The sequence below is a fragment of the Acidovorax sp. SUPP950 genome (genome assembly GCF_030158935.1).
In the GTDB taxonomy this organism is placed as follows: domain Bacteria; phylum Pseudomonadota; class Gammaproteobacteria; order Burkholderiales; family Burkholderiaceae_C; genus Paracidovorax.
Map to the genome: position 1 here is coordinate 632,398 of NZ_BQXE01000003.1, position 23,458 is coordinate 655,855.

At 67.3% G+C, this 23,458-nt stretch carries 19 protein-coding genes; 9 read left to right on the top strand and 10 right to left on the bottom strand.

Annotation, left to right across the window (positions count from 1 at the left end; all coding sequences use genetic code 11):
* Positions 1–21 precede the first annotated feature (21 nt).
* Together AVME950_RS16670 and AVME950_RS16675 are read right to left on the bottom strand one after the other, a co-directional pair.
* On the bottom strand, positions 22–966 hold the full coding sequence (locus tag AVME950_RS16670; protein WP_284430666.1) for a glycoside hydrolase family 19 protein: 945 nt from the start codon (positions 964–966) through the stop codon (positions 22–24).
* A 128-nt stretch (positions 967–1,094) separates the two neighbouring features.
* Positions 1,095–1,247 carry a hypothetical protein gene (locus AVME950_RS16675; RefSeq protein ID WP_284400737.1) on the bottom strand — a complete coding sequence of 51 codons (153 nt, stop codon included), beginning with the start codon at positions 1,245–1,247 and terminating at the stop codon, positions 1,095–1,097.
* On the opposite strand from AVME950_RS16675, the gene mltA reads away from it, so the two are divergent.
* Both mltA and AVME950_RS16685 read left to right on the top strand, forming a co-directional pair.
* Positions 1,246–2,409, top strand: a complete 1,164-nt coding sequence (mltA, locus tag AVME950_RS16680; RefSeq protein WP_487089408.1) for a murein transglycosylase A — start codon at positions 1,246–1,248, stop codon at positions 2,407–2,409. The genes AVME950_RS16675 and mltA overlap by 2 nt on opposite strands.
* Positions 2,410–2,555: 146 nt before the next feature.
* The gene (locus AVME950_RS16685) at positions 2,556–3,755 is read left to right on the top strand and encodes a hypothetical protein (protein ID WP_284430667.1); all 1,200 of its coding nucleotides are present in this window, start codon (positions 2,556–2,558) and stop codon (positions 3,753–3,755) included.
* Between the two features lie 16 nt (positions 3,756–3,771).
* Here the strand turns inward: AVME950_RS16685 and AVME950_RS16690 are convergent, their stop codons facing one another.
* Positions 3,772–4,212, bottom strand: a complete 441-nt coding sequence (locus AVME950_RS16690; protein WP_284430668.1) for a hypothetical protein — start codon at positions 4,210–4,212, stop codon at positions 3,772–3,774.
* 80 nt (positions 4,213–4,292) lie between these two features.
* On the bottom strand, positions 4,293–4,904 hold the full coding sequence (locus AVME950_RS16695) for a hypothetical protein (RefSeq protein WP_284430669.1): 612 nt from the start codon (positions 4,902–4,904) through the stop codon (positions 4,293–4,295).
* Between the two features lie 440 nt (positions 4,905–5,344).
* On the opposite strand from AVME950_RS16695, the gene AVME950_RS16700 reads away from it, so the two are divergent.
* Positions 5,345–6,577: a hypothetical protein gene (locus AVME950_RS16700; RefSeq protein WP_284430670.1), complete on the top strand. Its 1,233-nt coding sequence runs from the start codon at positions 5,345–5,347 to the stop codon at positions 6,575–6,577.
* Between the two features lie 30 nt (positions 6,578–6,607).
* On the opposite strand, the gene AVME950_RS16705 is transcribed toward AVME950_RS16700, so the two are convergent.
* The 4 genes from AVME950_RS16705 to AVME950_RS16720 form a co-directional block, all read right to left on the bottom strand.
* Positions 6,608–7,954 (bottom strand): hypothetical protein, encoded by a 1,347-nt coding sequence (locus AVME950_RS16705; protein WP_284430671.1) that lies wholly within the window; start codon positions 7,952–7,954, stop codon positions 6,608–6,610.
* Positions 7,955–8,019: 65 nt separating this feature from the next.
* On the bottom strand, positions 8,020–9,402 hold the full coding sequence (locus tag AVME950_RS16710; RefSeq protein ID WP_284430672.1) for a hypothetical protein: 1,383 nt from the start codon (positions 9,400–9,402) through the stop codon (positions 8,020–8,022).
* A 132-nt stretch (positions 9,403–9,534) separates the two neighbouring features.
* A complete protein-coding gene (locus tag AVME950_RS16715) occupies positions 9,535–11,256 on the bottom strand; it encodes an MFS transporter (RefSeq protein ID WP_284430673.1) in 1,722 nt (573 codons plus the stop codon).
* 137 nt (positions 11,257–11,393) lie between these two features.
* Positions 11,394–11,894, bottom strand: a complete 501-nt coding sequence (locus AVME950_RS16720) for an Lrp/AsnC family transcriptional regulator (protein WP_284409690.1) — start codon at positions 11,892–11,894, stop codon at positions 11,394–11,396.
* A 182-nt stretch (positions 11,895–12,076) separates the two neighbouring features.
* On the opposite strand from AVME950_RS16720, the gene AVME950_RS16725 reads away from it, so the two are divergent.
* The 6 genes from AVME950_RS16725 (at position 12,077) to AVME950_RS16750 (ending at position 21,731) form a co-directional block, all read left to right on the top strand.
* Positions 12,077–12,235 carry a hypothetical protein gene (locus AVME950_RS16725; RefSeq protein WP_284406471.1) on the top strand — a complete coding sequence of 53 codons (159 nt, stop codon included), beginning with the start codon at positions 12,077–12,079 and terminating at the stop codon, positions 12,233–12,235.
* Positions 12,232–15,804 (top strand): indolepyruvate ferredoxin oxidoreductase family protein, encoded by a 3,573-nt coding sequence (locus AVME950_RS16730; RefSeq protein WP_284430674.1) that lies wholly within the window; start codon positions 12,232–12,234, stop codon positions 15,802–15,804. The genes AVME950_RS16725 and AVME950_RS16730 overlap by 4 nt, the downstream gene beginning before the upstream one ends.
* 285 nt (positions 15,805–16,089) lie before the next feature.
* Complete coding sequence (gene yajC / locus AVME950_RS16735; protein ID WP_284400752.1) at positions 16,090–16,425, top strand: preprotein translocase subunit YajC; 336 nt, start codon at positions 16,090–16,092, stop codon at positions 16,423–16,425.
* Positions 16,426–16,508: 83 nt separating this feature from the next.
* Positions 16,509–18,401 carry a protein translocase subunit SecD gene (secD, locus tag AVME950_RS16740; protein ID WP_272566597.1) on the top strand — a complete coding sequence of 631 codons (1,893 nt, stop codon included), beginning with the start codon at positions 16,509–16,511 and terminating at the stop codon, positions 18,399–18,401.
* Positions 18,402–18,413: 12 nt separating this feature from the next.
* Positions 18,414–19,367: a protein translocase subunit SecF gene (gene secF / locus AVME950_RS16745; protein ID WP_272566599.1), complete on the top strand. Its 954-nt coding sequence runs from the start codon at positions 18,414–18,416 to the stop codon at positions 19,365–19,367.
* A 36-nt stretch (positions 19,368–19,403) separates the two neighbouring features.
* Positions 19,404–21,731, top strand: a complete 2,328-nt coding sequence (locus tag AVME950_RS16750; protein WP_284430675.1) for a DUF1631 family protein — start codon at positions 19,404–19,406, stop codon at positions 21,729–21,731.
* Between the two features lie 51 nt (positions 21,732–21,782).
* Here AVME950_RS16750 and recX read toward each other — a convergent pair whose 3' ends face one another.
* Positions 21,783–22,247: a recombination regulator RecX gene (gene recX, locus AVME950_RS16755; RefSeq protein WP_284430676.1), complete on the bottom strand. Its 465-nt coding sequence runs from the start codon at positions 22,245–22,247 to the stop codon at positions 21,783–21,785.
* 77 nt (positions 22,248–22,324) lie between these two features.
* Positions 22,325–23,416 (bottom strand): recombinase RecA, encoded by a 1,092-nt coding sequence (gene recA, locus AVME950_RS16760; RefSeq protein ID WP_284400760.1) that lies wholly within the window; start codon positions 23,414–23,416, stop codon positions 22,325–22,327.
* Positions 23,417–23,458: the final 42 nt, after the last annotated feature.

Consider the following 23,458-nt stretch of genomic DNA (forward strand, 5'->3'; position numbering starts at 1 on the left):
AAGCGATTGCATGGCGATTCCTTATGGCTTCGCTTTGGCGGCCGTTTTGGCCTTCTTCGGAATGGCCATCCCCAGGTATTTACGGCCTGCGGCGAACGCGTCCGTGAATTCCTTGAGGCCGTGCGTGCCGCCGTTCACCAGTTTGCGGGCATGGACCAGGTTGTTGGTCTTCAGCGCGGCCCGAATGCCGCCTTCCTTGTTCTTGATGAATTGGGCCAGGATGGCTGCTGCGGCGGGGCCTTCGTTGGCCTGGTCCGGGTTGTCCAGCAAGTTCAATCCCAATTGCTTGCCCATCTGCTCGTAGTTGGCTCGGCCGGTCAACTGGACAAATCCACGGCCCTTGTACAGCGCGCCATCGCCCAGCTGATGGTTTCCCAGGCTGTCCGGCCGGAAATCGTATCGATCGAAAGGGTGCCGGCCCTTGGTGCCCACGGGGCTGGTGTTGTATCGGGATATCCCTTCGTCGACCGGCTGAAAGCTCGCGCTCTCGGCGCGGATGGTGGCCAGTGCCATCATCAGCATTTCCGTGTCGTTCAGCGAACGCTTCGTCATCGCGCCGAGAATCTCGGGCAGGTAGTTCCGGATGTTTCCGGTGATTTTTGTTTCCTGGATGGTCTTTTTGACGACGGGCTTGCCATTGACCATTTCCCGGGTCTTGAGAGTGGTGCGCTTGATCCGGTCGATCCCTCCCGGCACCATGGTGGACGCCAGTACGTACACCTCGTTCGACAGCGACGCGACCAGTTTCTTTTCTTCCAACTGGGTCTGAACCAGGAACTGGAACAGGGTATCTGCAGTGTTCAGTTGGTTGTCCGGGTCCGCTTCGCCGTAGAAGAAGGTGTTTTCGATGCTCTGCAAGGCGGTGGCGAAGGGCTGATCCCATCCGCCTTCTTCGGGCAATTCGGCCTTCTGGGGCAGATACCCCTTCCGGATGAACGCATTCAGATGCCGGCGCAGCAGCCGCATGTCTTGCGGATGGTTTTTCTGGCCAGGTCCCACGGTGGATCGGAGAACCGCTGGTTCACTCATTTTCTGACTCCCCTTTTTGAATATTCTTGTTTTGCATTCCTGCCGCGCGCTGAGGCGGGTGGATGCTATTTTTTGGTGTCCGTGTCTTCTGGTTCCGAAGCCGGCGGTGGCGGCGCGGGCGGCGGCTCCCCCCCCTTGCGCCCCGAGAACATCGTCCACCACACAATGGCGACCAGAACGACCAGCGCCAGCAATGCTTCAAGCAAAATCAGCCCCATGAAATTCCGTCTCCTGCGCCTTGTGACAACGGCGCTGATTGTAGGAACCCTGGTGGCCTGCTCCACCACGCCCCTGCCGCCTTCCACGCCTTTGCCTCCCGGTGCCTCGCTGCCACCGGGCGTGCCGGGTGCCCCCTTGCCGCCCGAACCGCCCGGGCCGCTGCCGCCCCCGATGGCGCAGCCGAAAAGCCGCTGGATACCGGTGCATTGGGCGGAATTGCCCGGTTTTGCCGAAGATTCCCTGCACGAAGCCTGGAACGCCTGGATCAAGAACTGCGAGCGTCCCGCGCCGGCCTTCGCGCCGCTGTGCGGCGAGGTGCGTCGCCTGTCCATCGCCAGCGCCGACGAGCAGCGCGCCTGGATGGTGGCGCGGCTGCAGCCCTACCGCATCGAGGCCGCCGACGGCGCGGTGGACGGCATGCTCACCGGCTACTACGAGCCCTATCTGGACGCGGCGCGCCAGCCCGGCAACGGCTTCAACGTGCCGCTGTACCGGCTGCCCGCGGGCTACGGCGCGCGCAAGCCCTGGTACACGCGCCAGCAGATCGACACGCTGCCGGAGGCGCAGGCGGCGCTGGCCGGCCGGGTCATCGCGTGGGTGCGCGATCCGGTCGAGGCGCTGGTGGTGCACATCCAGGGCTCGGGCCGGCTGCGGGTGCAGGAGGCCGATGGCTCGGTGACGCTGCTGCGCGTGGCGTTCGCCGGCACCAACGACCAGCCCTACCAGAGCGTGGGCCGGTGGCTGCTCGACCAGGGCCTGGTGCGCGATGCGACCTGGCCCGGGATCCGCGCCTGGACGCTGCAGAACCCGCAGCGCGTGCAGGAGATGCTGTGGGCCAATCCGCGCTACGTGTTCTTCCGCGAGGAGCCGCTCAACGCCATGGATGCCGGCTTCGGGCCGAAGGGCGCGCAGGGCGTGGCCCTCACGCCCGGCCGCTCGATCGCGGTGGACCGCCAGAGCATTCCCTACGGCACGCCGGTGTGGCTGGCCTCCACCGGCCCGCAGGTGCAGTTGCAGCGCCTGGTGATGGCGCAGGACACGGGCTCGGCCATCGTGGGCGCGGTGCGGGCCGATTACTTCGCGGGCTGGGGCCCGGAGGCGGGCGAACTGGCGGGGCGGCTCAAGCAGGGCCTGCGGCTCTGGGCGCTGTGGCCGCGCTGACACCCGCGCGTTCACGACGTTTCAGCACGTTTCAGCCGGCTTCCCCGCGGCCGGCCGGGAAGGCCCTCCACAATGGGACGTGACAGTCCCTTCGTGGCCTGGCCAGGATGGTGGCCTCACCTCACCCAACTCCCAAGGAGAACCGCATGACCGCTGACCGATGGCTGCGCACTGCCGCGCATGGCACCCTTCCTTTGCTGGCCGCCCTGCTGGGCGCCTGTGCGCCCCTGGGCACGACGCACGCGCAGGCCCCCGCGGGGCCGGACCTGCGCGCCGACACCGCGGCCCGCTTCCTGGCCTTCGCCCCGGCCAGGAACCCGGAACCCGCGATGGCCGACGCCCCCGCGCTGGCCTTCGGCGTGCGGGTGCCCGGCACGTCCGCCGCGGCGCCGTTCACCATGACGATGGACACCGGCTCGACCGGCGTCGTCGTCTCGGCCACCGACCTGCCCGGTTTTTCCGCGCAGGAGGCCGAGTCGGGCGTGAAGGGGTGGGAGTTCCTGTCCAGCAGCAAGCGGCTGTGGATCGGCCGCTGGGTGCCGCGGGAACTGGTCTTTCGCGATCCCGCCGGGGGCGAGGTGGTGGCGCGCGTGCCCGTGCTGGCGGTGCAGGAGGAGATCATCTGCCCCGGCTGGAGCGAAAAGGCCAACGTGCCCACCTGCGAAAAGCCCGAGAAGACCACCGCCCAGCCGCGCGGCATCGCCTACATGGGCGTGGGCTTCGGGCGCGAGCACGACGGCCAGCCGCAAGGCACGCCGGACAAGAACCCGCTGCTGAACATCGTCTCCATCGACGGCCAGCCCGTGGCGCCCGGCAGCATGCGCAGCGGTTTCATCGTGACGGCCAAGGGCGTGCACGTGGGCCTCACGCGCGCCAACACCGCGGGCTTTTCGTACGTGAAGCTCCAGGGCCGAAGCCTGAACGCCGCGGGCCAGCCGGCCTCCAGCGACCCGCGCGACTGGCCCCAGGCGAGCATGGCCGTGTCGGTCAACGGCGCGGCCTCGCAGACAGGCGCGGTGCTGGTCGATACCGGCATTGCCCAGATGTACCTTACGGTGTCCAACCCGTCGGCATTGCCGACCACGGCCATTCCCAACCCGAGCCGCAAGGGCGCCATGGCCACGGGGCTGGTGGCCGGCACGTCGGTGCAGGTGTCGTTCCCCGACGATGCCGCGCCCGTGGCGCAGTACACCTTCCAGGTGGGAACGCCCCAGGCCCCCACGGCGGTGATCGTCACCCGGCCCTCGGCGCAGGCGTTCGTCAACACCGGCCGGCACCTGCTGCGCCAGCATGACGTGCTGTTCGATGCCGATGGCGGCTGGTTCGGGCTGCGCCGCAGCCAGTAACTTGGCGATGCCGGGTTCAAGCCTGGCGCGGACCGGTGCCAGTGGCGGCACGCTGCATGTCGAATCGCAGCGGAAAGTCGGTCAGTTGGTGGCCCGATGCATCCCGGACCTCGTAACGGACGTTGGGATTGCCGCTGAATGGCACATCCCAGCGGTCGCCAGCGTACTTCACACCGTCCCTGATGACATCATCGGGAGCGCGGAGCCTCTGGGCTTTGAACTGCTCCACGATCGGCAATCGATTGTCGATCAGGGCTTGTTGCCGCAGTGCCTCGATGTCCAGCGCTGCGGCCTGCGTGCCCGCAGGCTTGGTGTGGGCGACGCCACCACCTGACGCACCCAGCAACTTGCGGTGCATGGGAAGTGCGTCCCGCACGAGGGTGGGTGAGGCAAAGGTGGCCCATGGGTCCACGACGATATCCTGCTCGGATTTCTGCCCCCGGATCACGACGAACACGTGATTTCCCTTCGGCCTCCCATCCACGATGTCGATTCTGGCGTTCTTGAGGGCGGGATTCTGCGAAAGCAGTTGATAGGTCAGACCGGCGTGTTCATCACAGTTGCCACTTTGATATTGAATGGCGTTGGTCGCACGGATGGTGGGATTTTGGTATTGGAATGCGAGAGGGTCGACCGCAGGACGCTGTCTCCAGCAGTGGCCGCGATGTCTTTGATCTGGTTGCCGGCACCGTCGGGCATCAGCGCTTTGACCAGGTCGATGGCCTCCCGTGCTGCGGCCAGGTGCGCGGCAGTTTCAGGCGATATCGACCGCAGTTGGTGCTTCATATCGGGCATCTGAGTTTTGACGCTAGGATGCGTCGTGGACAGCGCATTGGCTTGGCTCAACTGGTCTGGTGACAGCTCAATGAATTGGTCGGAGCGCAACAGTCCTGGGAGCAGTTCCTTTGCTGGAACCAGGACGGTGTTCTGGGCATCATCGAACGTGATGTAGGTATCGAGCCGATGAGGTTCTGATGAAAGAGGCGACGCGTTATCGACTTGCTTGAGCAACGGGGTCGCGCTGTCAAGCAGCCGTCTCCTGGCGGCTTTCGCCTCGGAGATATGGCTGTCGAGCCATGTTCTGGGCTCAGGCTCTGGCACTTTGCTGGATGAACCCCACCCCATGAATCCCCGCATGGTGCCGAGCATGGAGGAGTGCGACGACGAAGGCGGCCTGGACGGCAGGTGGTCGCTGCGGGGCCGGATGCCGCCACCGGCACTGGGATGGCGCGGGCTCCCGCCTGCCAGGGCGTGGGGTGCATTCCCGCTGGACGACGCGCTGCGCTGCGACGTCTTGGGTGGGGCCTCTTACTGCGCAGTCGCGCCTCGGGGGCTCTTGGCGTGGGAAAGGTGGTTGAGCTTCATGGATCTCTTCCCTTGGCGATCCTGCCACCCACCGTCAGGCGGCAGTTTGCCAGTGAGGCCAGGATAAAGCGGGCGCCAGAACGCGAAGCGGTGCCCACCGAAGCATTGCAAGGGCGTGCGAACCGATTCGCCCGGGCTTGCAGTGGCCTGCGGGGTGCGGCACGGCCCGAAGGATCGTGTAGCCTGCGCTTCCCATCAAAACTCTCGCCAGGCAAGGAGATCCCATGCCCATTCCGCTTCGCGCAGCGATCGCCTGCGCCGCCGCGCTGCTCGCCTGCGGTGCCGTGCCCGCGCAGACGCCGTTGCCCACCGCCGCAGCGGCCACCGCCGGCCCCTCGCTGCGCCCGGGCACCGAATCGCGCTTCATCCGCCTGCATTCCCCGCCGGGAGAGGGCTGGTCTTCGCCCATGACGGATGCGCCGCGGCTGCGGTTCGAAGTCCGCATGCCGACGGACACCGGCGTGCTCGCGCCCCCCCGGCCCTTCATCGTCACCCTGGACACGGGCTCCACCGGCGTGGTGATTTCCGCGGTCGATCTGCCCGGTTATTCGCGCAACGAGGAAGCGCGCCAGGCCAACGAAGGCTGGGAATACCGCTCCAGCAGCCGGCAGCTCTTGATCGGCCACTGGGTGGTGCGCGACGTCGTGCTCAACAGCGGCTGGAACGAAGTGATTGCCCGGGTGCCCGTGCTCGCGGTCGAAAAGGAAATCATCTGCCCGCGCTGGGACGAGAAGGCCAACCGGCCCGACTGCGAAAATCCCACGGACACCACGGAAAGCCCGGGCGGCATCGCCTACATGGGCGTGGGCTTCGGGCGCGAGCACGATGGCCAGCCGCAGGGCACGCCCGACAAGAATCCGCTGATCAACATCGCCGAGATCGACGGCAGCCCCGTCGCCCGGAGTGCGGTGCACGGGGGCTACGTCGTGACCAAGCACGCGATATACGTGGGCCTCACGCCCGACCAGGCCAAGGGGTTTCGGTTCATGAAGCTGCAGCCTGGCAGCCTGCTTGCGAATGGCCAGCCGGCCTCCAGCGATCCCCGTGACTGGCAGCAGGCCACCGTGGCCGTGTCGGTGGACGGCGGCGCGCCCGAAACCGGTCCCGTGCTGGTGGACACCGGCATCGCGCAGATGTACCTCACGGCCGCCGACCCGTCGGCGCTGCCCACGGCGCAGATCGCCGACCCCACCCGCCGGGGCCGGCCGGTGACGGGCTTGAAAAACGGCACTCGGGTGCAGGTGATGTTCCCCGACGCGCAGGCGCCCGTGGCGCAGTACGATTTCCGAGTGGGGGATGCGGACGCGCCCCAGTCCGTGTTCGTGAACGCGCCGGGCCGCTTCAACTTCGTGGGCCGCCCCGCCTTCATGAACACCGGGCGCTACCTGTTGAAGCAGTTCGACCTGCTCTACGACGCCGAGGGCGGATGGTTCGGCCTGCGGCCCTCGCGGCGGTGAGCACCTGGAGGGCGCGCGAGCGTTGCGTCCTCAGCGCTCCAGCGGTTGGCGCCGTCCGGTGCGCTGCATGTCGAATCGCAGCGGAAAATCAGTCAGCTGGTGGCCGGATTCATCCTGGACCTCGTAACGGACGTTGGGGTTGCCGCTGAACGGCACATCCCAGAGGCTTTTGCCATGGCCCAGATAAATGGCGAGCCCCAATTCACGATCAAAGCCCATCGCATGAAGGTACTGCTCGGAGAGCGGCGGATTTTCTTCGACCGTTCCTTGTTCCCTCAGTGCTTCATCGATATCCAGCGTTGGTGGTGAAACGGTGCCGGCGGGCTTCGTATGCCTGATGCCCTCCTGCCCTGCGTTGAGCAGGTCCCGGTGCATGGGAAGTGCGTCGACGACGAATGTCGGCGTGGCGAAGGGGGCCCAGGGGTCGACCACGATGTCCTGCTCGGGCGTCTGACCGCGGATCACGGCGAATACGTGATCGTGTCCCCCACCGGCACCATCGTGAACCATGTCGATCCTTGAGTTCTGGAGATCCGGGTTCTGTGAAAGAAGCTGAAAAGCCAGGCTTGCCTGGGCATTGCAGTTGCCGGCCTGGTACTTGATGGCGGCGCTCGCGCAGGTTGCGGGATCGCCCTTCCCCCGATATGCCATCGTTGAGCGAAAGCAGCTTTCTGCCCCTGTGGCAGCGATGTCCTTGATCTGATTGCCCGCGCCTGCGGGAAGAAGCGCCTTGACCAGATCGATCGCCTCCCGAGCCAATGCCAGGTGGGTGGCCGCTGCGGGCGATATCACGCGCAATCGGGGCTCCATGTCGGGCATCAGGGGGGTGACGCCAGGGTGCGTTGTGGAAAGCACATTGGCTTGTGTCAGCCGTTGCGATGACAGCTCGATGAATCGATCGGCGCGCAAGAGTCCGGGGTGCAGTTCCTTCGCGGGAACCACAACGGTGTGCTGGGCCGGGCCCTCCCCGGTGATGTAGGTATCGAGCGGGCAAGGCGTTTCTGGACATCGGAGCGTGCCGTGGACCTGCTGCAGCCCGGTTGCGCTGTCGAGCAGGCGGCTTCTGGCGGCCTTCGCCTCGGAGGCACTGCTGTCGAGCCATGCACCGGGCTCGGGCGGTGGCGCGATGCCGGATGAGCCCGTTTTCATCGGGCCGGGCACGCGCGACGGCGATTGGGTGGAGGGAATGGGCATCCCGCTGTCGCTGCGCGGGCGGATGCCGGTGCCGGGATTTGAAAGGCGTGAGACCCGGGCTGCCAGGCCCTGGGGTGCATGCCCGGCGGACGGTGCACTGCGCCGTGCTGCAGCGGCTGGGGGCTCTTTTTGGGCCGTCGGGGTTCTTCGGCCATCGGCGCCGGTGAGAGGGCTTGGCTTCATGGATATCTCTGCTTGGCAGTTCGTCTGGCGGATCAAAGCCACTGAATGGAGCTTTGCAACGGCGGTCATCGCGTTCGCGCTGGCGTCTCACTGCCGGACTCCCGTTCCGCCGGTGCCCGCTGCATATCGAACCGGATCGGAAAATCAGTGAGCGCACGCCCGGAGGGATCTCTGACTTCATACCGGACGTTGGGATTGCCGCTGAAAGGCACATCCCAGAGATTCTCTTTTTCGATCAGAACTTGTGTGATCGCAGCGTCAGGTTCATGGTGGGCATGAAGCCGAAACGCCTCGGAAAGCGACGAGTGTTTTTCGATCGCACTTTGCCATTGGCTGTGCCGTTTCAGCGCCTGTTCGATGTCCATTGCGGGTGCAACGGTGCCAGCGGGTTTGGAGACCCTGATCTTTCCGCGCTCAGCGTCCAGCAGGGTCCGGTGCATGGGAAGCGCGTCTTGAACGAACGTTGGCGATGCAAAGGGGGCCCAGGCGTCCACGACGATGTCCTCCTCGGGCCTATCTCCTCGAATCACGGCGAACACGTGCGCGACGTTTTGACTGACCTCGACGATATCGATCTGGTAATCCTTGAACGCAGGATTCTGTGCAAGCAGGTGGAAGGCCAGGCTCGCATGGCCGTCGCAGTCGCCCCCCTGGAATTGGATGATGGAGTGCGCAAGATCTGCGACGCCGCGATGGTATTTAAACGACAGGCGGGAGCGAAGATGGCTTTCCCCTGCCGTTGCCAGCAAATCCTTGACCTGATTGCCGGCTCCGCTGGGAACAAGGGCTTTGACGAGATCGATCACTTCCCGTGCCGATGCCAGGCTGGCCGCTACGGCCGGCGAGATCACATGCAATCGCGGTTGCATGTCCGGCATCTGTGTGTCGATGCCAGGATGCGTGGTGGACAGGGCGTTGGCTCGGTCCAGTTGCCCGGGTGAAAGTTCGATGATCTTGTCGGAGCGCAAGAGCCCCGGGATCAACGCCTTGGCGGGAGCCAGAATGGCGTTTTGTGCCTGGCCGTCGGAGGTCAGGTACGTGTCAAGCTGGTAAGGCTGCGCAGCCAGGGGTGACGCGATGTGGAAAAGCTTGAGCAATGGGATCGCGCCGTCAAGCAGGCGTCTTCTTGCGGCGCTCGCTTCGGTGGCATTGGCGTTCAGCCAGGCTTTTGGGTCGGCCTCGATCGCGATCGGGTTGCGGGACGCACGGGCTGTCATCGCGCCGAGCACCGGGGATCGCGATGCAACCGGCGGCATCGGCATTGGATTGCTGCTGCGTGGGCGGATGTCTGCCCCGGCGTTTGAAAGGCGTGGCCCCCCACCTGCCAGGCCTTGAGGCGCATGCGTGGAAGAAGACGCAACGCGCCGCGCGCCACCGGGTGCGCGCATGCTTTCCTGCCCGCCTGTGGTTCTGCGATGGTCGGCACGGCTCAGTGTGCTCGACTTCATAAACGACTCCTTCATGGATCCACCTGAGCAGGCCCGAGGCGACCGTTTCAGCGTGGACCGAGGATAGGGAGCGCTTGCGTCGGCAACGGCTTGCGTGCCGAAGCCCTTTCACGGTGTGCGAACCGATCCGCTTCAGCGCTCGAGCTCGACCAGGTAGCGCGACACCACCGGCGGCGCCTCGCCCGTGTGGAAGGCCAGCTTGCGGTCGCGCAGCGCCACGTCGGAGCCGGTGACGCGGTCGAAGCGGCGCAGGTGCTCGGTCCACGATTCGTCCACGATGCGCTCCACATAGCGCGAGGGGTCGGCGATGTCGTGCTGCAGCTGCCAGTCGAGCGCGCCCTGGCGCAGGCGGCTGCGGCGGCTTTCCTGCATCAGCACCCGGAATTCGGCCGCCCGCGCGGGGTCGATGTGGTATTCGATGGTGACCACCACATGGCCGCGTTCGGGCGTGGTGGGCGCCACCGGCAGCTTGAACGCGGTCGAAGGGCTCAGGTCTTCCTCCATGGTGCGGTCCACCACCCAGCGCTGCACCAGGGCCATGGCGGCGGTGCCGGTGAGCGCGGCCAGCGCCAGGCTCATGTGGACGGTGGTGAGCGAGGCCACCTGGCCCCACAGCGCCGCGCCCGCCGCGGTGGCGCCCATGATGGCCATCTGGTAGATCGACATGCCGCGCGCGCGCACCCAGTTGGGCAGCGCGAGCTGGGCCGACACGCTGAGCGAGTTGGCCGTGGTGATCCACGCCATGCCGCCCAGCACCATGGCGGGCACGGCCACGTACACGTTGGGCGCGATGGCGATCACAGCCGTGGAGGCAGCCTGGAGCAGCGCCCCGCGCGACACCAGCGTGTCGCGCGACATGGCCTGGCGCAGGCGCGGCAGGAACAGCGCCGCCGCGATGGCCCCGGCGCCCATGGAGGCCAGCAGCAGGGTGAAGGTGCCGGCGCCGCCGCCCTCCAGGTCGCGGGCCACCAGGGGCAGCAGCGCCAGCAGCGCGGTGGCGTGCAAAAAGAAAACCGAGATGCGCCACAGCACGGCGCGCATGCGGGGCGACTCGCGCACGAACTGCACGCCCACGCGCATGGCGCTCGTGAGCCGCTCGCGCCCCAGCGGGCTGGGCACGTGCGTGCGGCGCCAGCGCATGATGGTGAAGCCCGCCACCACCGACAGCAGCGCGTTGAGCACGAACACCCAGGCGCTGCCCACGCTGGCGATGATGGCGCCGGCCAGCAGCGGGCCGATGATGCGCGAGGCGTTCATGGCCACGCCGTTGAGCGCCAGGGCCGCCGGCAGCTGCTGGCGGCTGACCAGCTCCGGCACGATGGCGGCGAACACCGGCCAGCGCATCGCCAGGCCAATGCCGTTGGCGAAGGTCAGGGCGAGCAGCAGCGGCGCCGTCATGCCGCCCATCAGGATGGCCACGCACAGCACCAGCGCCACCACGGCCACCCAGAACTGCGTGGCGATGAAGTAGCGCCGCCGGTCCAGGATGTCGGCCAGCGCGCCGCTGGGCAGGCCCAGCAGGAACACGGGCAGGGTGGAGGCCGTCTGTACCAGCGCCACCAGCACGGGCGAGGTGGTGAGCGTGGTCATGAGCCACGCGGCCGCCACGTCGTTCATCCACATGCAGGTGTTGGCGGCCAGCCAGGTGAGCCAGAGCATGCGGAACACGGGCACCTGCAGCGGCGCGAACGGCGAGAGGCTGGCGCGCCGGGCGGCGTCCTGGTCCAGCTGCGCGGCGGCCGCGGCCTCGGCGGTGTGCGCCTGGCCTGCTGCGGCGGTGGCCGGGGGACTGTCGTCCAGGGGCGGGAACGGGGTGGGGCGGGGCGGGCTCTCGTGGGGCGGCAAAGGGGGCATAGATGGTCTCGATTGTGCGCAGTGCGGGCGGGGCGTGCCGGGCGGGGCGCCGACGTCCCGGATGGCGGCGCGGAAAAGCGAGCCGACGGGCTTGAAGCCGAAAAGGCCTCCAGCGCAATCGGTACTAGGGCGTTGCGCTATTGTTTTTGTAGCTTATTGCCGGTGGGGCCGAGGTGCGCCAGCGGCAGGGCGCCGCTGGCCTTGACCTCGCCCAGCGAGAAGCTGGTGTGCATGTCCTTCACGTTCGGCAGGTTCAGCAGCACGTTGCGGGCGAAGTGCGAGAAGCTGTCCAGGTCGCGCGCCACCACCTGCAGCTCGAACGTTCCCGTGCCGCTGATGTAGTGGCAGGCCACCACCTCGGGGATCTGGGCGATGGCGGCCTCCATCTCGCGCGTGAGGCCCCCGGTGCTGCGGTCGGCGTCCAGCCGCACGAAGGCCAGCACGCCCAGCCCGATCTTGTGGCGGTCGATCTCGGCGTGGTAGCCCTTGATGAAGCCCGACTCCTCCAGCGCGCGCACGCGGCGCCAGCACGGCGCGGCCGACAGGCCCACCCGCTGGGCCAGCTCGGCATTGGTCAGCCGGGCATCGGCCTGCAGCTCGCCGAGGATCGCCAGGTCGAATTTGTCCAAAGTATTCATCCCTGGATTATTTTGCGAAAGATCCTTTCTAAAACGAGGGTAAACACGGCATGAAAACGAAAGGACATATCCGGCCGTCCTGCCTACACTGCCCTGACAAGGCGGTGCGTCCGAGCCCAGGGCACCCCGCTGAAACCGCGCTCACGAGGCGACGGCCAACGACCCCACTGGAGATTCCCCCGATGAACGCCCCCCTGCCCGAGCCCATTCGCCGCGCCATTGAAACGGTCATGCTGGATGACAACCCGCACTGCGGGTTGCGCCACAAGTACGTGGGGGGCGGCGCAGCCGCACGCTGCGGATTGGGCATCGAGCGTGCTGGCGAAGGAGCCGTGCTATGAACGCCCCCCTGCCCGAGCACATCCGCCGCGCGATTGAAACGGTCACGCTCGATGACAAATACGCCTTGCCGGAGGGCCGTGCCTTCATGAGCGGCGTGCAGGCCCTGGTGCGCCTGCCCATGCTGCAGCGCCAGCGCGATGCGATCGCGGGCCTGAACACCGCGGGCTTCATCAGCGGCTACCGCGGCAGCCCGCTGGGCACCTACGACCAGGCGCTGTGGTCGGCCAAGAAGCACCTGGCCAAGAACCACATCGTGTTCCAGCCCGGTGTGAACGAAGAGCTGGGCGCCACCGCCGTGTGGGGCACGCAGCAGCTCGACCTGTACCCCACGACGAAGAAATACGACGGCGTGTTCGGCATCTGGTACGGCAAGGGCCCGGGCGTGGACCGGTGCTCGGACGTGTTCAAGCACGCCAACATGGCCGGCACCTCCAGGCACGGCGGCGTGATCGCCATCGCGGGCGACGACCACATCAGCAAGAGCAGCACCGCGCCCCACCAGAGCGACCACATCTTCAAGGCCTGCGGCCTGCCGGTGTTCTTCCCGAGCAGCGTGCAGGACATCCTGGACATGGGCCTGCACGCCTTCGCCATGAGCCGCTTCTCGGGCGTGTGGTCGGGCATGAAGACCATCCAGGAGGTGGTGGAGTCCTCCAGCAGCATCTCGGTGGACCCGGACCGGGTGAAGATCGTCCTGCCCGAGGACTTCGCCATGCCGCCCGGCGGCCTGCACATCCGCTGGCCCGACGCGCCGCTGGAGCAGGAGGCGCGCCTCATGGACTACAAGTGGTATGCGGCGCTGGCGTACATCCGCGCCAACAAGCTGAACTACAACGTGATCCAGGGCCCGCAGGACCGCTTCGGCATCATCGCGAGCGGCAAGGCGTACAACGACACGCGCCAGGCGCTCATCGACCTGGGGCTGGAGGACGACGTCTGCCGCCATCTCGGCATCCGGCTGCACAAGGTGAACGTGGTGTGGCCGCTGGAGGCCACCATCACCCGCGACTTCGCCCAGGGGCTGCAGGAGATCCTGGTGGTGGAGGAAAAGCGCCAGGTCATCGAATACCAGATCAAGGAAGAGCTCTACAACTGGCGCGCCGACGTGCGCCCCAACGTGCTGGGCAAGTTCGACGAGGTGGAGGGCGACAACTCCGGTGGCGAGTGGAGCATGCCCAACCCGAGCCAGAACTGGCTGCTGCGCCCCAAGGCCGACCTCACGCCCGCCATCATCGCGCGCGCCATCGCCAAGCGCCTCAAAAAGCTGGGCGTGCCGGCCGACATCGTGGCCCGCATGGACGCGCGCCTGTCGGTGATCGATGCGCGCGAGCGCGGCCTGGCCGAATCCAAGGTGGACACGGGCGACCGCACGCCGTGGTTCTGCAGCGGCTGCCCGCACAACACCAGCACCCGCGTGCCCGAAGGCTCGCGCGCGGTGGCCGGCATCGGCTGCCACTACATGGTCAACTGGATGCCCGACCGCAACACGTCCACCTTCACGCAGATGGGCGGCGAGGGCGTGACCTGGGTGGGCCAGCAGCCCTTCACCACGGAAAAGCACGTGTTCGCCAACCTGGGCGACGGCACCTACTTCCACAGCGGGCTGCTGGCCATCCGCCAGAGCATCGCGGCGGGCACCAACATCACCTACAAGGTGCTCTACAACGACGCCGTCGCCATGACGGGCGGCCAGCAGGTGGGCGAGCGGCCCGAGGGGCATTCGGTGCTGCAGATCATGGCCAGCCTGAAGGCCGAGGGCATCGCCCGCCTGGTGATCGTGACCGACGAGCCGGCCAAGTACGACGGCGTGGCGCTGGCCGAGGGCGTGACGGTGCACCACCGCGACGAGCTGGACCGGATCCAGCGCGAGTTCCGCGAGATCCCCGGCTGCACGGCCATCATCTACGACCAGACCTGCGCGACCGAAAAGCGCCGCCGCAGGAAGCGCGGCACCCTCGCCACGCCCAACAAGACCGTGGTCATCAACGAGCTGGTGTGCGAGGGCTGCGGCGACTGCTCGGTGCAATCGAACTGCCTGTCGGTGGAGCCGCTGGAGACCGAGTTCGGCCGCAAGCGCCGCATCAACCAGAGCACCTGCAACAAGGACTACTCGTGCGTGAAGGGCTTTTGCCCGAGCTTCGTCACCGTCGAGGGCGGCACGCTGAAAAAACCCAAGAAGGAAAAGAAGGGCGATCTCTCCGCGCTGCCCCCCATTCCCGAGCCGGTGCTGCCCGTGGCCGAGAGCGCCTGGGGCATCGTCGTGGCCGGCGTGGGCGGCACGGGCGTGATCACCATCGGCTCGCTGCTGGGCATGGCGGCGCACCTGGAAGGCAAGGGCGTCATCACGCAGGACGCGGCGGGCCTGGCGCAAAAGGGCGGCGCGACCTGGAGCCACATCCAGATCGCCAACCGGCCGGACGCCATCTACACCACCAAGGTGGACACGGCCAAGGCCGACCTCATCATCGGCTGCGACTCCATCGTCGCCTCGCACAAGACCACCATGGCCGCGATGCAGCCGGGCCGCACCTTCGTGGCGCTCAACACCCACGGCTCGCCCACCGCGTCGTTCGTGCACAACCCCGACTGGCAGTTTCCGGGCACCGATTGCGACACGGCCATCGCCTCCGCCGTGGGCGAGGAACTGCTGGCCAGCTTCGATGCCGAGGAAGTCGCCATGCAGATGCTGGGCGACAGCATCTACACCAACCCCCTGATGCTGGGCTACACCTGGCAAAAGGGCCGCGTGCCGCTGTCGCATGCCGCGCTCATGCGCGCCATGGAGTTGAACGGCGTGCAGGTGGACAACAACAAGGCCGCCTTCGAATGGGGCCGCCGCTGCGCGCACGACCTGGCCGCCGTGCAGGCCCTGTTCAAGGCCGCGCAGGTGATCCAGTTCGTCAAGAAGCCGGGCCTGGCGGAAGTGGTGGCCAAGCGCGAGCAGTTCCTCACCGGCTACCAGAACGCGGCCTATGCGGCCGAGTACAAGGCCTTCGTGGAGAAGGTGCAGGCCGCCGAGGCGCGCACGGGCGGCAAGGGCACGCGCCTGTCCGAGGCCGTGGCCCGCTACCTGTTCAAGCTCATGGCGTACAAGGACGAGTACGAGGTCGCGCGCCTGCACACCGACGCGGCGTTCACCGCCAAGATCGAGGGCATGTTCGAAGGCGACTACAAGCTCGTGCACCACCTGGCGCCCCCGCTGACCGCGAAGAAGAACGACAAGGGCGAACTGCTCAAGCAGCCGTTCGGCCCGTGGATGCGCAAGGCCTTCGGCGTGCTCGCCAGGCTCAAGGGCCTGCGCGGCACGGCGCTCGACCCGTTCGGCCGCACCGAGGAGCGCCGCACCGAGCGCGCCCTGATCGCCGAGTACCGCGCCTGCATCGACGAGCTGCTGGCCGGCCTGACCGCCGACAACCTGCCGCTGGCCGCCGACATCGCCCGCATTCCCGAGGACATCCGGGGCTACGGCCACGTGAAGGAGCGCCACCTGAAGGCCGCCCGCGCCAAGTGGGCGGTGCTGATGAACCAGTGGCGCCACCCGCAGGAGGCGCTGCGCCAGACGGCCTGAAGCGCCGAAAGCCCCTTTCCCCGGCATGTGAGGGGGAAATGTGGTGCTATTAAAAATATAGCAATATGCCCTAGTGGTTATTGTGCTGAGCGGTGTTTTCATGCCCCATCGAAGGCCGGCCCTTGGGCCGGCCTTGCCACGCCAAGACCCCCGCGGACGCGGGTTTTGGCATGGGCTTTGCCAGGGGGCGCCGCATACAATCGCCTGTTGCCCTCCCGGCTGACGCCGCGTCGCGCCGTGGGCGGGTGTCTGAAACGACCATCCATTTGAATGGAGCCTGTTGCCGTGTTTATCTCTTCCGCTTTCGCCCAGACCGCCCCTGCCGCCGCCGCCGGTGGCAGCGACATCATGTCCTCCCTGACGGGCATGCTCCCGCTGGTGCTGATGTTCGTGGTCCTGTACTTCGTCATGATCCGCCCCCAGATGAAGCGCCAGAAAGAGCATCGCAACATGATCGAGGCCATCGCCAAGGGCGATGAGGTGGCCACTGCCGGCGGCATCGTCGGCCGGGTCACGCGCCTGTCCGAAGGCTTCCTGCACATCGAGATCGCCTCCGGCGTGGAAGTGCAGATCCAGCGCAGCGCCGTGGCGCAGGTCCTGCCCAAGGGCACGGTCAAGTAAGTCCAAGCGATGGCGCGAGCCGTTCCGATCTGGCGGCCGGCCCTGCGGGCCTGCGCCGCGACCTGAGAGTTAAGAGCGCGATCATGAACCGTTACCCGGTCTGGAAGTACGCGATCCTCGTGATCGCGCTGCTGGTGGGGGCCCTGTACACCCTGCCCAATTTCTTTGGCGAGGCCCCTGCCGTGCAGGTGTCGTCGGCCAAGGCGACGCTGAAGGTCGATGCCGCCGTGCAGCGCCGCGTCGAAGAGGCCCTGAAGGCCGCGGGCGTCGTGCCCGATGCCGTGAGCTTCGATGGCAATTCGGTGCGCGCGCGCTTCGACTCGCCCGACAGCCAGCTCAAGGCCAAGGACGCGATCCAGAAGGCCCTGGTGCCCGATCCGGCCGACCCGCCGTACATCGTCGCGCTGAACCTCGTCTCGCGCTCCCCCGACTGGCTCAGCGCGCTGCATGCGCGCCCCATGTACCTGGGGCTGGACCTGCGCGGCGGCGTGCACTTCATGCTGCAGGTGGACATGCAGGCGGCCCTCACCAAGAAGGCCGAATCGCTCGCCGGCGACCTGCGCACCACGCTGCGCGACAAGAACATCCGCCACGGCGGCATCAGCCGCGACGGCCAGGCGGTGGACATCCGCCTGCGCGACGAGGCGACCGCCACGGCCACGCGCAACGTGATCACCGACCAGTTTCCCGACCTGGTGGCCACCAGCAGCCCCGACGGCCAGGGCGTGCGCGTGCGCGCCACCATCAAGCCCGAGGCGCTGCGCAAGGTGCAGGACCAGGCGCTCAAGCAGAACATGACCACGCTGCACAACCGGATCAACGAACTCGGCGTGGCCGAGCCCGTGATCCAGCAGCAGGGCCTGGACCGCATCGTGGTGCAGCTGCCCGGCGTGCAGGACACCGCCAAGGCCAAGGACATCCTGGGCCGCACGGCCACGCTGGAAGTGCGCATGGTCGACGAAAGCGCCGAGGCGCGCTCGGCCGAACTGGGCTCCGGCCCCGTGCCCTTCGGCGACGAAAAGTACCTGGACCGCAACGGCCAGTCCATCATCGTCAAGAAGCAGGTCATCCTCACGGGCGAGAACCTCACCGACGCGCAGCCCGGCTTCGACGGCCAGACGCAGGAGCCCACGGTCAACCTCACGCTCGACGCCAAGGGCGCGCGCATCTTCAAGGACATCACCCGCGAGAACGTGGGCAAGCGCATGGCCATCGTTCTGTTCGAAAAGGGCAAGGGCGAAGTGGTCACGGCCCCCGTGATCCGCAGCGAGATCAGCGGCGGCCGGGTGCAGATCTCCGGGCGCATGACCACGGCCGAGGCCAACGACACCTCGCTGCTGCTGCGCGCCGGCTCGCTGGCCGCGCCCATGGACATCATCGAGGAGTACACCATCGGCCCGAGCCTGGGCGCCGACAACATCGAGCGCGGCATCCACAGCGTGGTGTGGGGCTTCGTGGCGATCTCGGTCTTCATGTGCATCTACTACGCGCTGTTCGGCGTGATCTCGTCCATCGCGCTGTCGGTGAACGTGCTGATGCTGCTGGCCATCCTGTCGATGCTGCAGGCCACCCTGACCCTGCCCGGCATCGCCGCCATGGCGCTGGCGCTGGGCGTGGCCATCGACTCCAACGTGCTGATCAACGAGCGCATCCGCGAGGAACTGCGCGCCGGCGTGTCGCCGCAGGCGGCCATCCACGCGGGCTACGAGCGCGCCTGGGCGACGATTCTCGACTCGAACGTGACCACGCTGATCGCAGGTCTCGCGCTGCTGGCCTTCGGCTCGGGCCCGGTGCGCGGCTTCGCCGTGGTGCACTGCATCGGCATCCTGACCAGCATGTTCTCGGCCGTGTTCTTCTCGCGCGGCCTGGTCAACCTCTGGTATGGCCGCAAGAAGAAGCTCAAGAGCGTGTCCATCGGACAGGTGTGGAAGCCCGAACCCGACAGCACCACGTCCGCCGTGGTCAAGTCCAACTGAAGGAGAGGGACCATGGAATTCTTCCGCATCCGAAAAGACATCCCGTTCATGAAGTACGCGTTGGTTCTCAACGCGATCTCCTTCATCACCTTCGCGCTGGCCGTGTTCTTCCTGATCACGCGGGGGCTGCACCTGTCGGTGGAGTTCACCGGCGGCACAGTCATGGAAGTGGCCTATACGCAGAGCGCCGACATCGGCAAGGTGCGCAGCACCGTGTCCGGGCTGGGCTATTCCGACGTGACCGTGCAGAACTTCGGCACCGCGCGCGACGTGATGATCCGCCTGCCGGTGCAAAAGGGCGTGACCTCGGCGCAGCAAAGCGAGCAGGTCCTGGGCGCCCTCAAGGCGGCCGACCCCGACGTCACGCTGCGCCGCACCGAGTTCGTGGGCCCGCAGGTGGGCGAGGAACTGGTGCACGGCGGCCTCATGGCGCTGGGCATGGTGGTGATCGGCATCGTGATCTACCTGGCATTCCGCTTCGAGTGGAAGTTCGGCGTGGCGGCGGTGATCGCCAACCTGCACGACGTGGTGATCATCCTGGGCTTCTTCGCGTTCTTCCAGTGGGAGTTCTCGCTGGCGGTGCTGGCGGGGGTGCTGGCCGTGCTGGGCTACTCGGTGAACGAGTCGGTCGTGATCTTCGACCGGATCCGCGAGGCCTTCCGCAAGTACCGCAAGATGAGCACGCACGAGGTCATCGACCACGCGATCACCAGCACCATGAGCCGCACGATCATCACCCATGCCTCCACGGAGGCCGTGGTGCTGTCGATGTTCTTCTTCGGCGGCCCCAGTCTGCACTACTTCGCGCTGGCGCTGACCATCGGGATTCTGTTCGGCATCTATTCATCGGTGTTCGTGGCGGCCGCCATCGCCATGTGGCTGGGCGTCAAGCGCGAAGACCTGGTGAAGGCGCCGCCCAAGAAGGACGGCGACCCGAACGATCCGAACGCCGGCGCAGCGGTCTGACCGCGACGCCCCGGGGCGCCCCATAATCGACGGCGTATGGAAGAACTCCGCCCTCCCACCGCGCCCCGGCGCCTGGCCCGCCTGGCCCGGCAGCGGTTCGTGGAGGGCCTGGTGGCGGGGCTGCCCGGCCTCGACAACGAACTGCAGGATTTCCTGACCCAGCTCATGGGCCTGACGGCCACGCAGCGCGAGATGCAGACGCGCCGCGACCTGTGGATGCGCTACCAGCAGCGCCACCAGGCCTGGGTCAGCGGCTGCGCCCGCGCCCTGTCCGAGGCCCTGCTGCCGCTGGTCAGCACCAGCCGGGGGGCGCTGCCCGCCGGGGGCGGGTTCGAGCTGCTCAGCGACGACGTCGTCGAGAACCAGATCATCGCCTCGCGCATGGCGCTCACGGTGATGGAGCACACGGGCAACGCCTTCGACACCCTGCGGCAGTTCATTCAGCACCTGGAAGGCCAGGAACTGGACGGCCGCGACATCCTGCGCCCCGAAACGGTCTGCCTGCTGTTCGTCGACCAGTGGGTCGAGGCGGGGATGGAGCGGGGCGACCTGCAGACCGCCATCGATCCCCTGCAGCGCCAGCTGGGCGACCTGGTCTTGCGCCAGTACCAGTCCGTCAACGCGTTCTGCACCGAGCAGGGCGTGAAGCCCGACAACGACCTGCGCTCCAAGGTGCGCCGCACGGCGGGGGGCTCGTCCTCCCCCGCGGGCCTGGCGTCGCAGGCCCTGCAGCAATCGGCCCAGGCCTTCGCCCGGGAATCCGCCCAGGCGAGCATGCACGGCATGCCGTCCCAGGGCGGCGTGCCGCCAGGGCGCATGGGCGTGCAGGGAACGGCTTTCGGTGCCGGCATGCAGGCGTTCATGACGCCGCTGGCCCGCGCCCGCCAGCGTGCGCAGGGCGTGATGGGCCAATTGCGCCGCCTGCTGGTACAGCCTGCCACGGGCTTTGACATGGTGAACGCACCGCCGGCCTCCGCCGCGCTGGCGCAGGCCCTGTCGGCCCACCGGGCGCAGGCACAGACGTACTACAGCGGCGTGGCCACGCTGGTCGAGGACTACAGCCCGGCCGCCGTGGTGCAGCTGGTGGGCGCGGTGCGCGAGCGCTCGACCGAACTGAAGGCCAAGGCCTCCACCCCCGGCGAAAAAGCCATCATCGAGGTGGTGGCGCTGATGTTCCAGAGCATCCTGAGCGAAGACCGCATTCCGCCAGCCGTGCGCGTGTGGTTCGCGCGGCTGCAGGTGCCGGTGCTGCGCGTGGCGCTGGCCGAACCCGAATTCTTCAGCGACGTCGCCCACCCGGCACGCCGCCTGATCGACCGCCTGGGCGGCGTGGTGATGGGGTTCGACGCCACCGCCATCAACGGCAGCGCGCTGGAAGGCGAGATCCGCCGCGTGGTGCAGGTGATCGAGCAGTACCCCGAAACCGGGCAGCGTGTCTTCCAGCTCGTCTATGACGAATTCGAGAAATTCCTGGCCAAGTTCCTCACCGCCAAGCAGGCCACCTCCAAGCTCGTCAGCGTGGCGCAGCAGGTCGAGCAGCGCGAGACGTTGGCCATCCAGTACACGATCGAGCTGCGCACCATGCTGCGGGACATGCCGGTGCGCGAGGAGATCCGCGATTTCCTCTTCAAGACCTGGGCCGAGGTGCTGGCCATGTCGGCGGTGCGCGACGGCGCGCAGCATCCGGACACCGTGGCACTCAAGCGCACGGCGGCCGATCTGGTCTGGGCCGCCAGCGCCAAGCCCCACCGGGCGGACCGCGCCAAGGTCATCCAGAGCCTGCCGCCGCTGCTGCAGCACCTGCGCCAGGGCCTGGCGCTGCTCGGCGTGAACGGGCCGGAGCAGGATGCGCAGGTGAAGGTGCTGACCGACACGCTGGCCGATGCCTTCCTGTCCAAGACGGCGTCCATCCCGCAGGCGCACATCGATGCCATGGCGCGCCGCCTGGCCAATCTGGAGGACTACATCAGCGATGCGACGCTGGGCGAAATGCCGCTCAACGCCGACAACATCGAGCTGATGCTGGGCATCGATGCCTCGTCCATCCACGTGATCGCCGACAACGGCGCGCCCGTGGAGCCGGGCATGGTGGCCTGGGCGCAGGAGCTGCAGCCCGGGGCCTGGTTCACGCTGGACCACAACGGCGCGTCGGCGCAGGTGCAGTACGTGTGGCAAAGCCAGCGCAAGCAGCTGCACCTGTTCGCCGCGCCCGATGGCAGCAGCTACCTGCTGCAGCTCAAGCGCCTGGGCGCCTACCTGCAGTCCGGCCTGCTGGTGGCGCAGGAAGAGGAAGCGCTCACGATGCGGGCCACGCGCGACGCGCTGGCCAAGATCGACGCCAACCCGGAACGACTGCTGGACTGAGCCGGCCGGCCTTGCAGGCCCAGGATCGGCGCGGGCCTGGAATCAGCGCCATCAATCGCCGTCGTCGTCCCCGCTGCCGTCGCCCCGCACCACGCGGCGCACGACGTCGCCGGCAAAGCCCCGCGCGGCCATGAAGCGCATCTGGCGCGCGCGCTCCTGCGGCGTCTCGCCCGGGGCGCCGAAGCGCTGGCGCCACACGGCCTGCGCGCGCTCCAGCTCGGTGGCGCGTAGGCGCTCCGCAGTGGCGCGCACCAGGGCGTCGTCCAGTCCCTTGCCACGCAGCTCCTGCACCAGGCGCTGCGTGCCCAGGCGGGCGGCGCGGCGGTTCACCACCGAATCGGCCACGCGCTGCGCGCTGATGAAATCCTTGGCCTGCAGGTCGTCGAGCACGGCGTTCAGGTCGTCGCCCTCCTGCACGTGGCGGGCCAGCTTGGTGGCCAGTTCGGCGCGGGAGTGTTCGCGCTGTGCCAGCAGGCGCAGCGCCCGGCCCTTGAGCGAAAGCGTCGCAAATCCCATGGTGCTATGAAAGTGGAAGCATCCAGCGCCTGTCAATCAAGCGCTGGAGCCGGGCATGGCCTGCAATCGGCCAAGGCTTACTTCTCGGCCGCTTCCTTGGCCGGGGCGGCGGCGGGGGCTTCCAGGCTGGCGGGCAGCAGGGCGATGCCCAGGCTCTCGCGCACCTTGTTCTCGATCTCGCGGGCGAGGTCGGCGTTCTCGCGCAGGAACTCCCGCGAGTTGTCGCGGCCCTGGCCGATCTTCTCGCCGTTGTAGGCGTACCAGGCGCCGCTCTTTTCGATGATCTTCGCGTTCACGCCCATGTCGATGATCTCGCCCTCGCGGCTGATGCCCTCGCCGAACAGGATGTCGAACTCGGCCGTCTTGAACGGCGGGCTGACCTTGTTCTTCACGACCTTGACCTTGGTCTCGTTGCCCACGGCCTCGTCGCCCTTCTTGATCGTGCCGGTGCGGCGGATGTCCAAACGCACCGAGGCGTAGAACTTGAGCGCGTTGCCGCCCGTGGTGGTTTCGGGGCTGCCGAACATCACGCCGATCTTCATGCGGATCTGGTTGATGAAGATGACCATGCAGTTGGTCTTCTTGATGGTGGCGGTGAGCTTGCGCAGCGCCTGGCTCATCAGGCGGGCCTGCAGGCCGGGCAGCGCATCGCCCATTTCGCCTTCGATTTCGGCCTTGGGGGTGAGCGCGGCGACCGAGTCGATCACGATCAGGTCCACGGCGCCCGAACGCACGAGGCTGTCCACGATCTCCAGGGCCTGCTCGCCGGTGTCGGGTTGGCTGATCAGCAGATCGGACAGCTGCACGCCGAGCTTCTGGGCGTATTGCACGTCGAGCGCGTGCTCGGCATCGACGAAGGCGCACTGGCCGCCCTGCTTTTGCATCTCGGCGATCACCTGCAGCGTGAGCGTCGTCTTGCCGGACGATTCCGGGCCGTAGATCTCGACCACGCGGCCGCGGGGCAGGCCGCCCACGCCCAGCGCGATATCCAGGCCCAGCGAGCCGGTGGAGACGACCTGGATGTCCTCGATCACCTCGCCTTCGCCCAGGCGCATGATCGTGCCCTTGCCGAACTGCTTTTCGATCTGGGCCAGCGCGGCCTGGAGGGCCTTGGCCTTTTCGGTGTTGACGGGCTGGGCGGGGTGGGTCCCCTTGACGGCGAAGTCCATGGAAAGTCCTTGAAAAACAATGGGTTGGGGTGTGTCTGTCCG

Coding starts and splice junctions, on each gene's coding strand:
- AVME950_RS16670 (WP_284430666.1), bottom strand. CDS start 966: ATGCGGCTGCTGCGCCGGCATCTGAATGCGTTCATCCGGAAGGGGTAT.
- mltA (WP_487089408.1), top strand. CDS start 1,246: ATGAAATTCCGTCTCCTGCGCCTTGTGACAACGGCGCTGATTGTAGGA.
- AVME950_RS16675 (WP_284400737.1), bottom strand. CDS start 1,247: ATGGGGCTGATTTTGCTTGAAGCATTGCTGGCGCTGGTCGTTCTGGTC.
- AVME950_RS16685 (WP_284430667.1), top strand. CDS start 2,556: ATGACCGCTGACCGATGGCTGCGCACTGCCGCGCATGGCACCCTTCCT.
- AVME950_RS16695 (WP_284430669.1), bottom strand. CDS start 4,904: ATGCTCGGCACCATGCGGGGATTCATGGGGTGGGGTTCATCCAGCAAA.
- AVME950_RS16700 (WP_284430670.1), top strand. CDS start 5,345: ATGCCCATTCCGCTTCGCGCAGCGATCGCCTGCGCCGCCGCGCTGCTC.
- AVME950_RS16705 (WP_284430671.1), bottom strand. CDS start 7,954: ATGAAGCCAAGCCCTCTCACCGGCGCCGATGGCCGAAGAACCCCGACG.
- AVME950_RS16710 (WP_284430672.1), bottom strand. CDS start 9,402: ATGAAGTCGAGCACACTGAGCCGTGCCGACCATCGCAGAACCACAGGC.
- AVME950_RS16715 (WP_284430673.1), bottom strand. CDS start 11,256: ATGCCCCCTTTGCCGCCCCACGAGAGCCCGCCCCGCCCCACCCCGTTC.
- AVME950_RS16720 (WP_284409690.1), bottom strand. CDS start 11,894: ATGAATACTTTGGACAAATTCGACCTGGCGATCCTCGGCGAGCTGCAG.
- AVME950_RS16725 (WP_284406471.1), top strand. CDS start 12,077: ATGAACGCCCCCCTGCCCGAGCCCATTCGCCGCGCCATTGAAACGGTC.
- AVME950_RS16730 (WP_284430674.1), top strand. CDS start 12,232: ATGAACGCCCCCCTGCCCGAGCACATCCGCCGCGCGATTGAAACGGTC.
- secD (WP_272566597.1), top strand. CDS start 16,509: ATGAACCGTTACCCGGTCTGGAAGTACGCGATCCTCGTGATCGCGCTG.
- secF (WP_272566599.1), top strand. CDS start 18,414: ATGGAATTCTTCCGCATCCGAAAAGACATCCCGTTCATGAAGTACGCG.
- AVME950_RS16750 (WP_284430675.1), top strand. CDS start 19,404: ATGGAAGAACTCCGCCCTCCCACCGCGCCCCGGCGCCTGGCCCGCCTG.
- recX (WP_284430676.1), bottom strand. CDS start 22,247: ATGGGATTTGCGACGCTTTCGCTCAAGGGCCGGGCGCTGCGCCTGCTG.
- recA (WP_284400760.1), bottom strand. CDS start 23,416: ATGGACTTCGCCGTCAAGGGGACCCACCCCGCCCAGCCCGTCAACACC.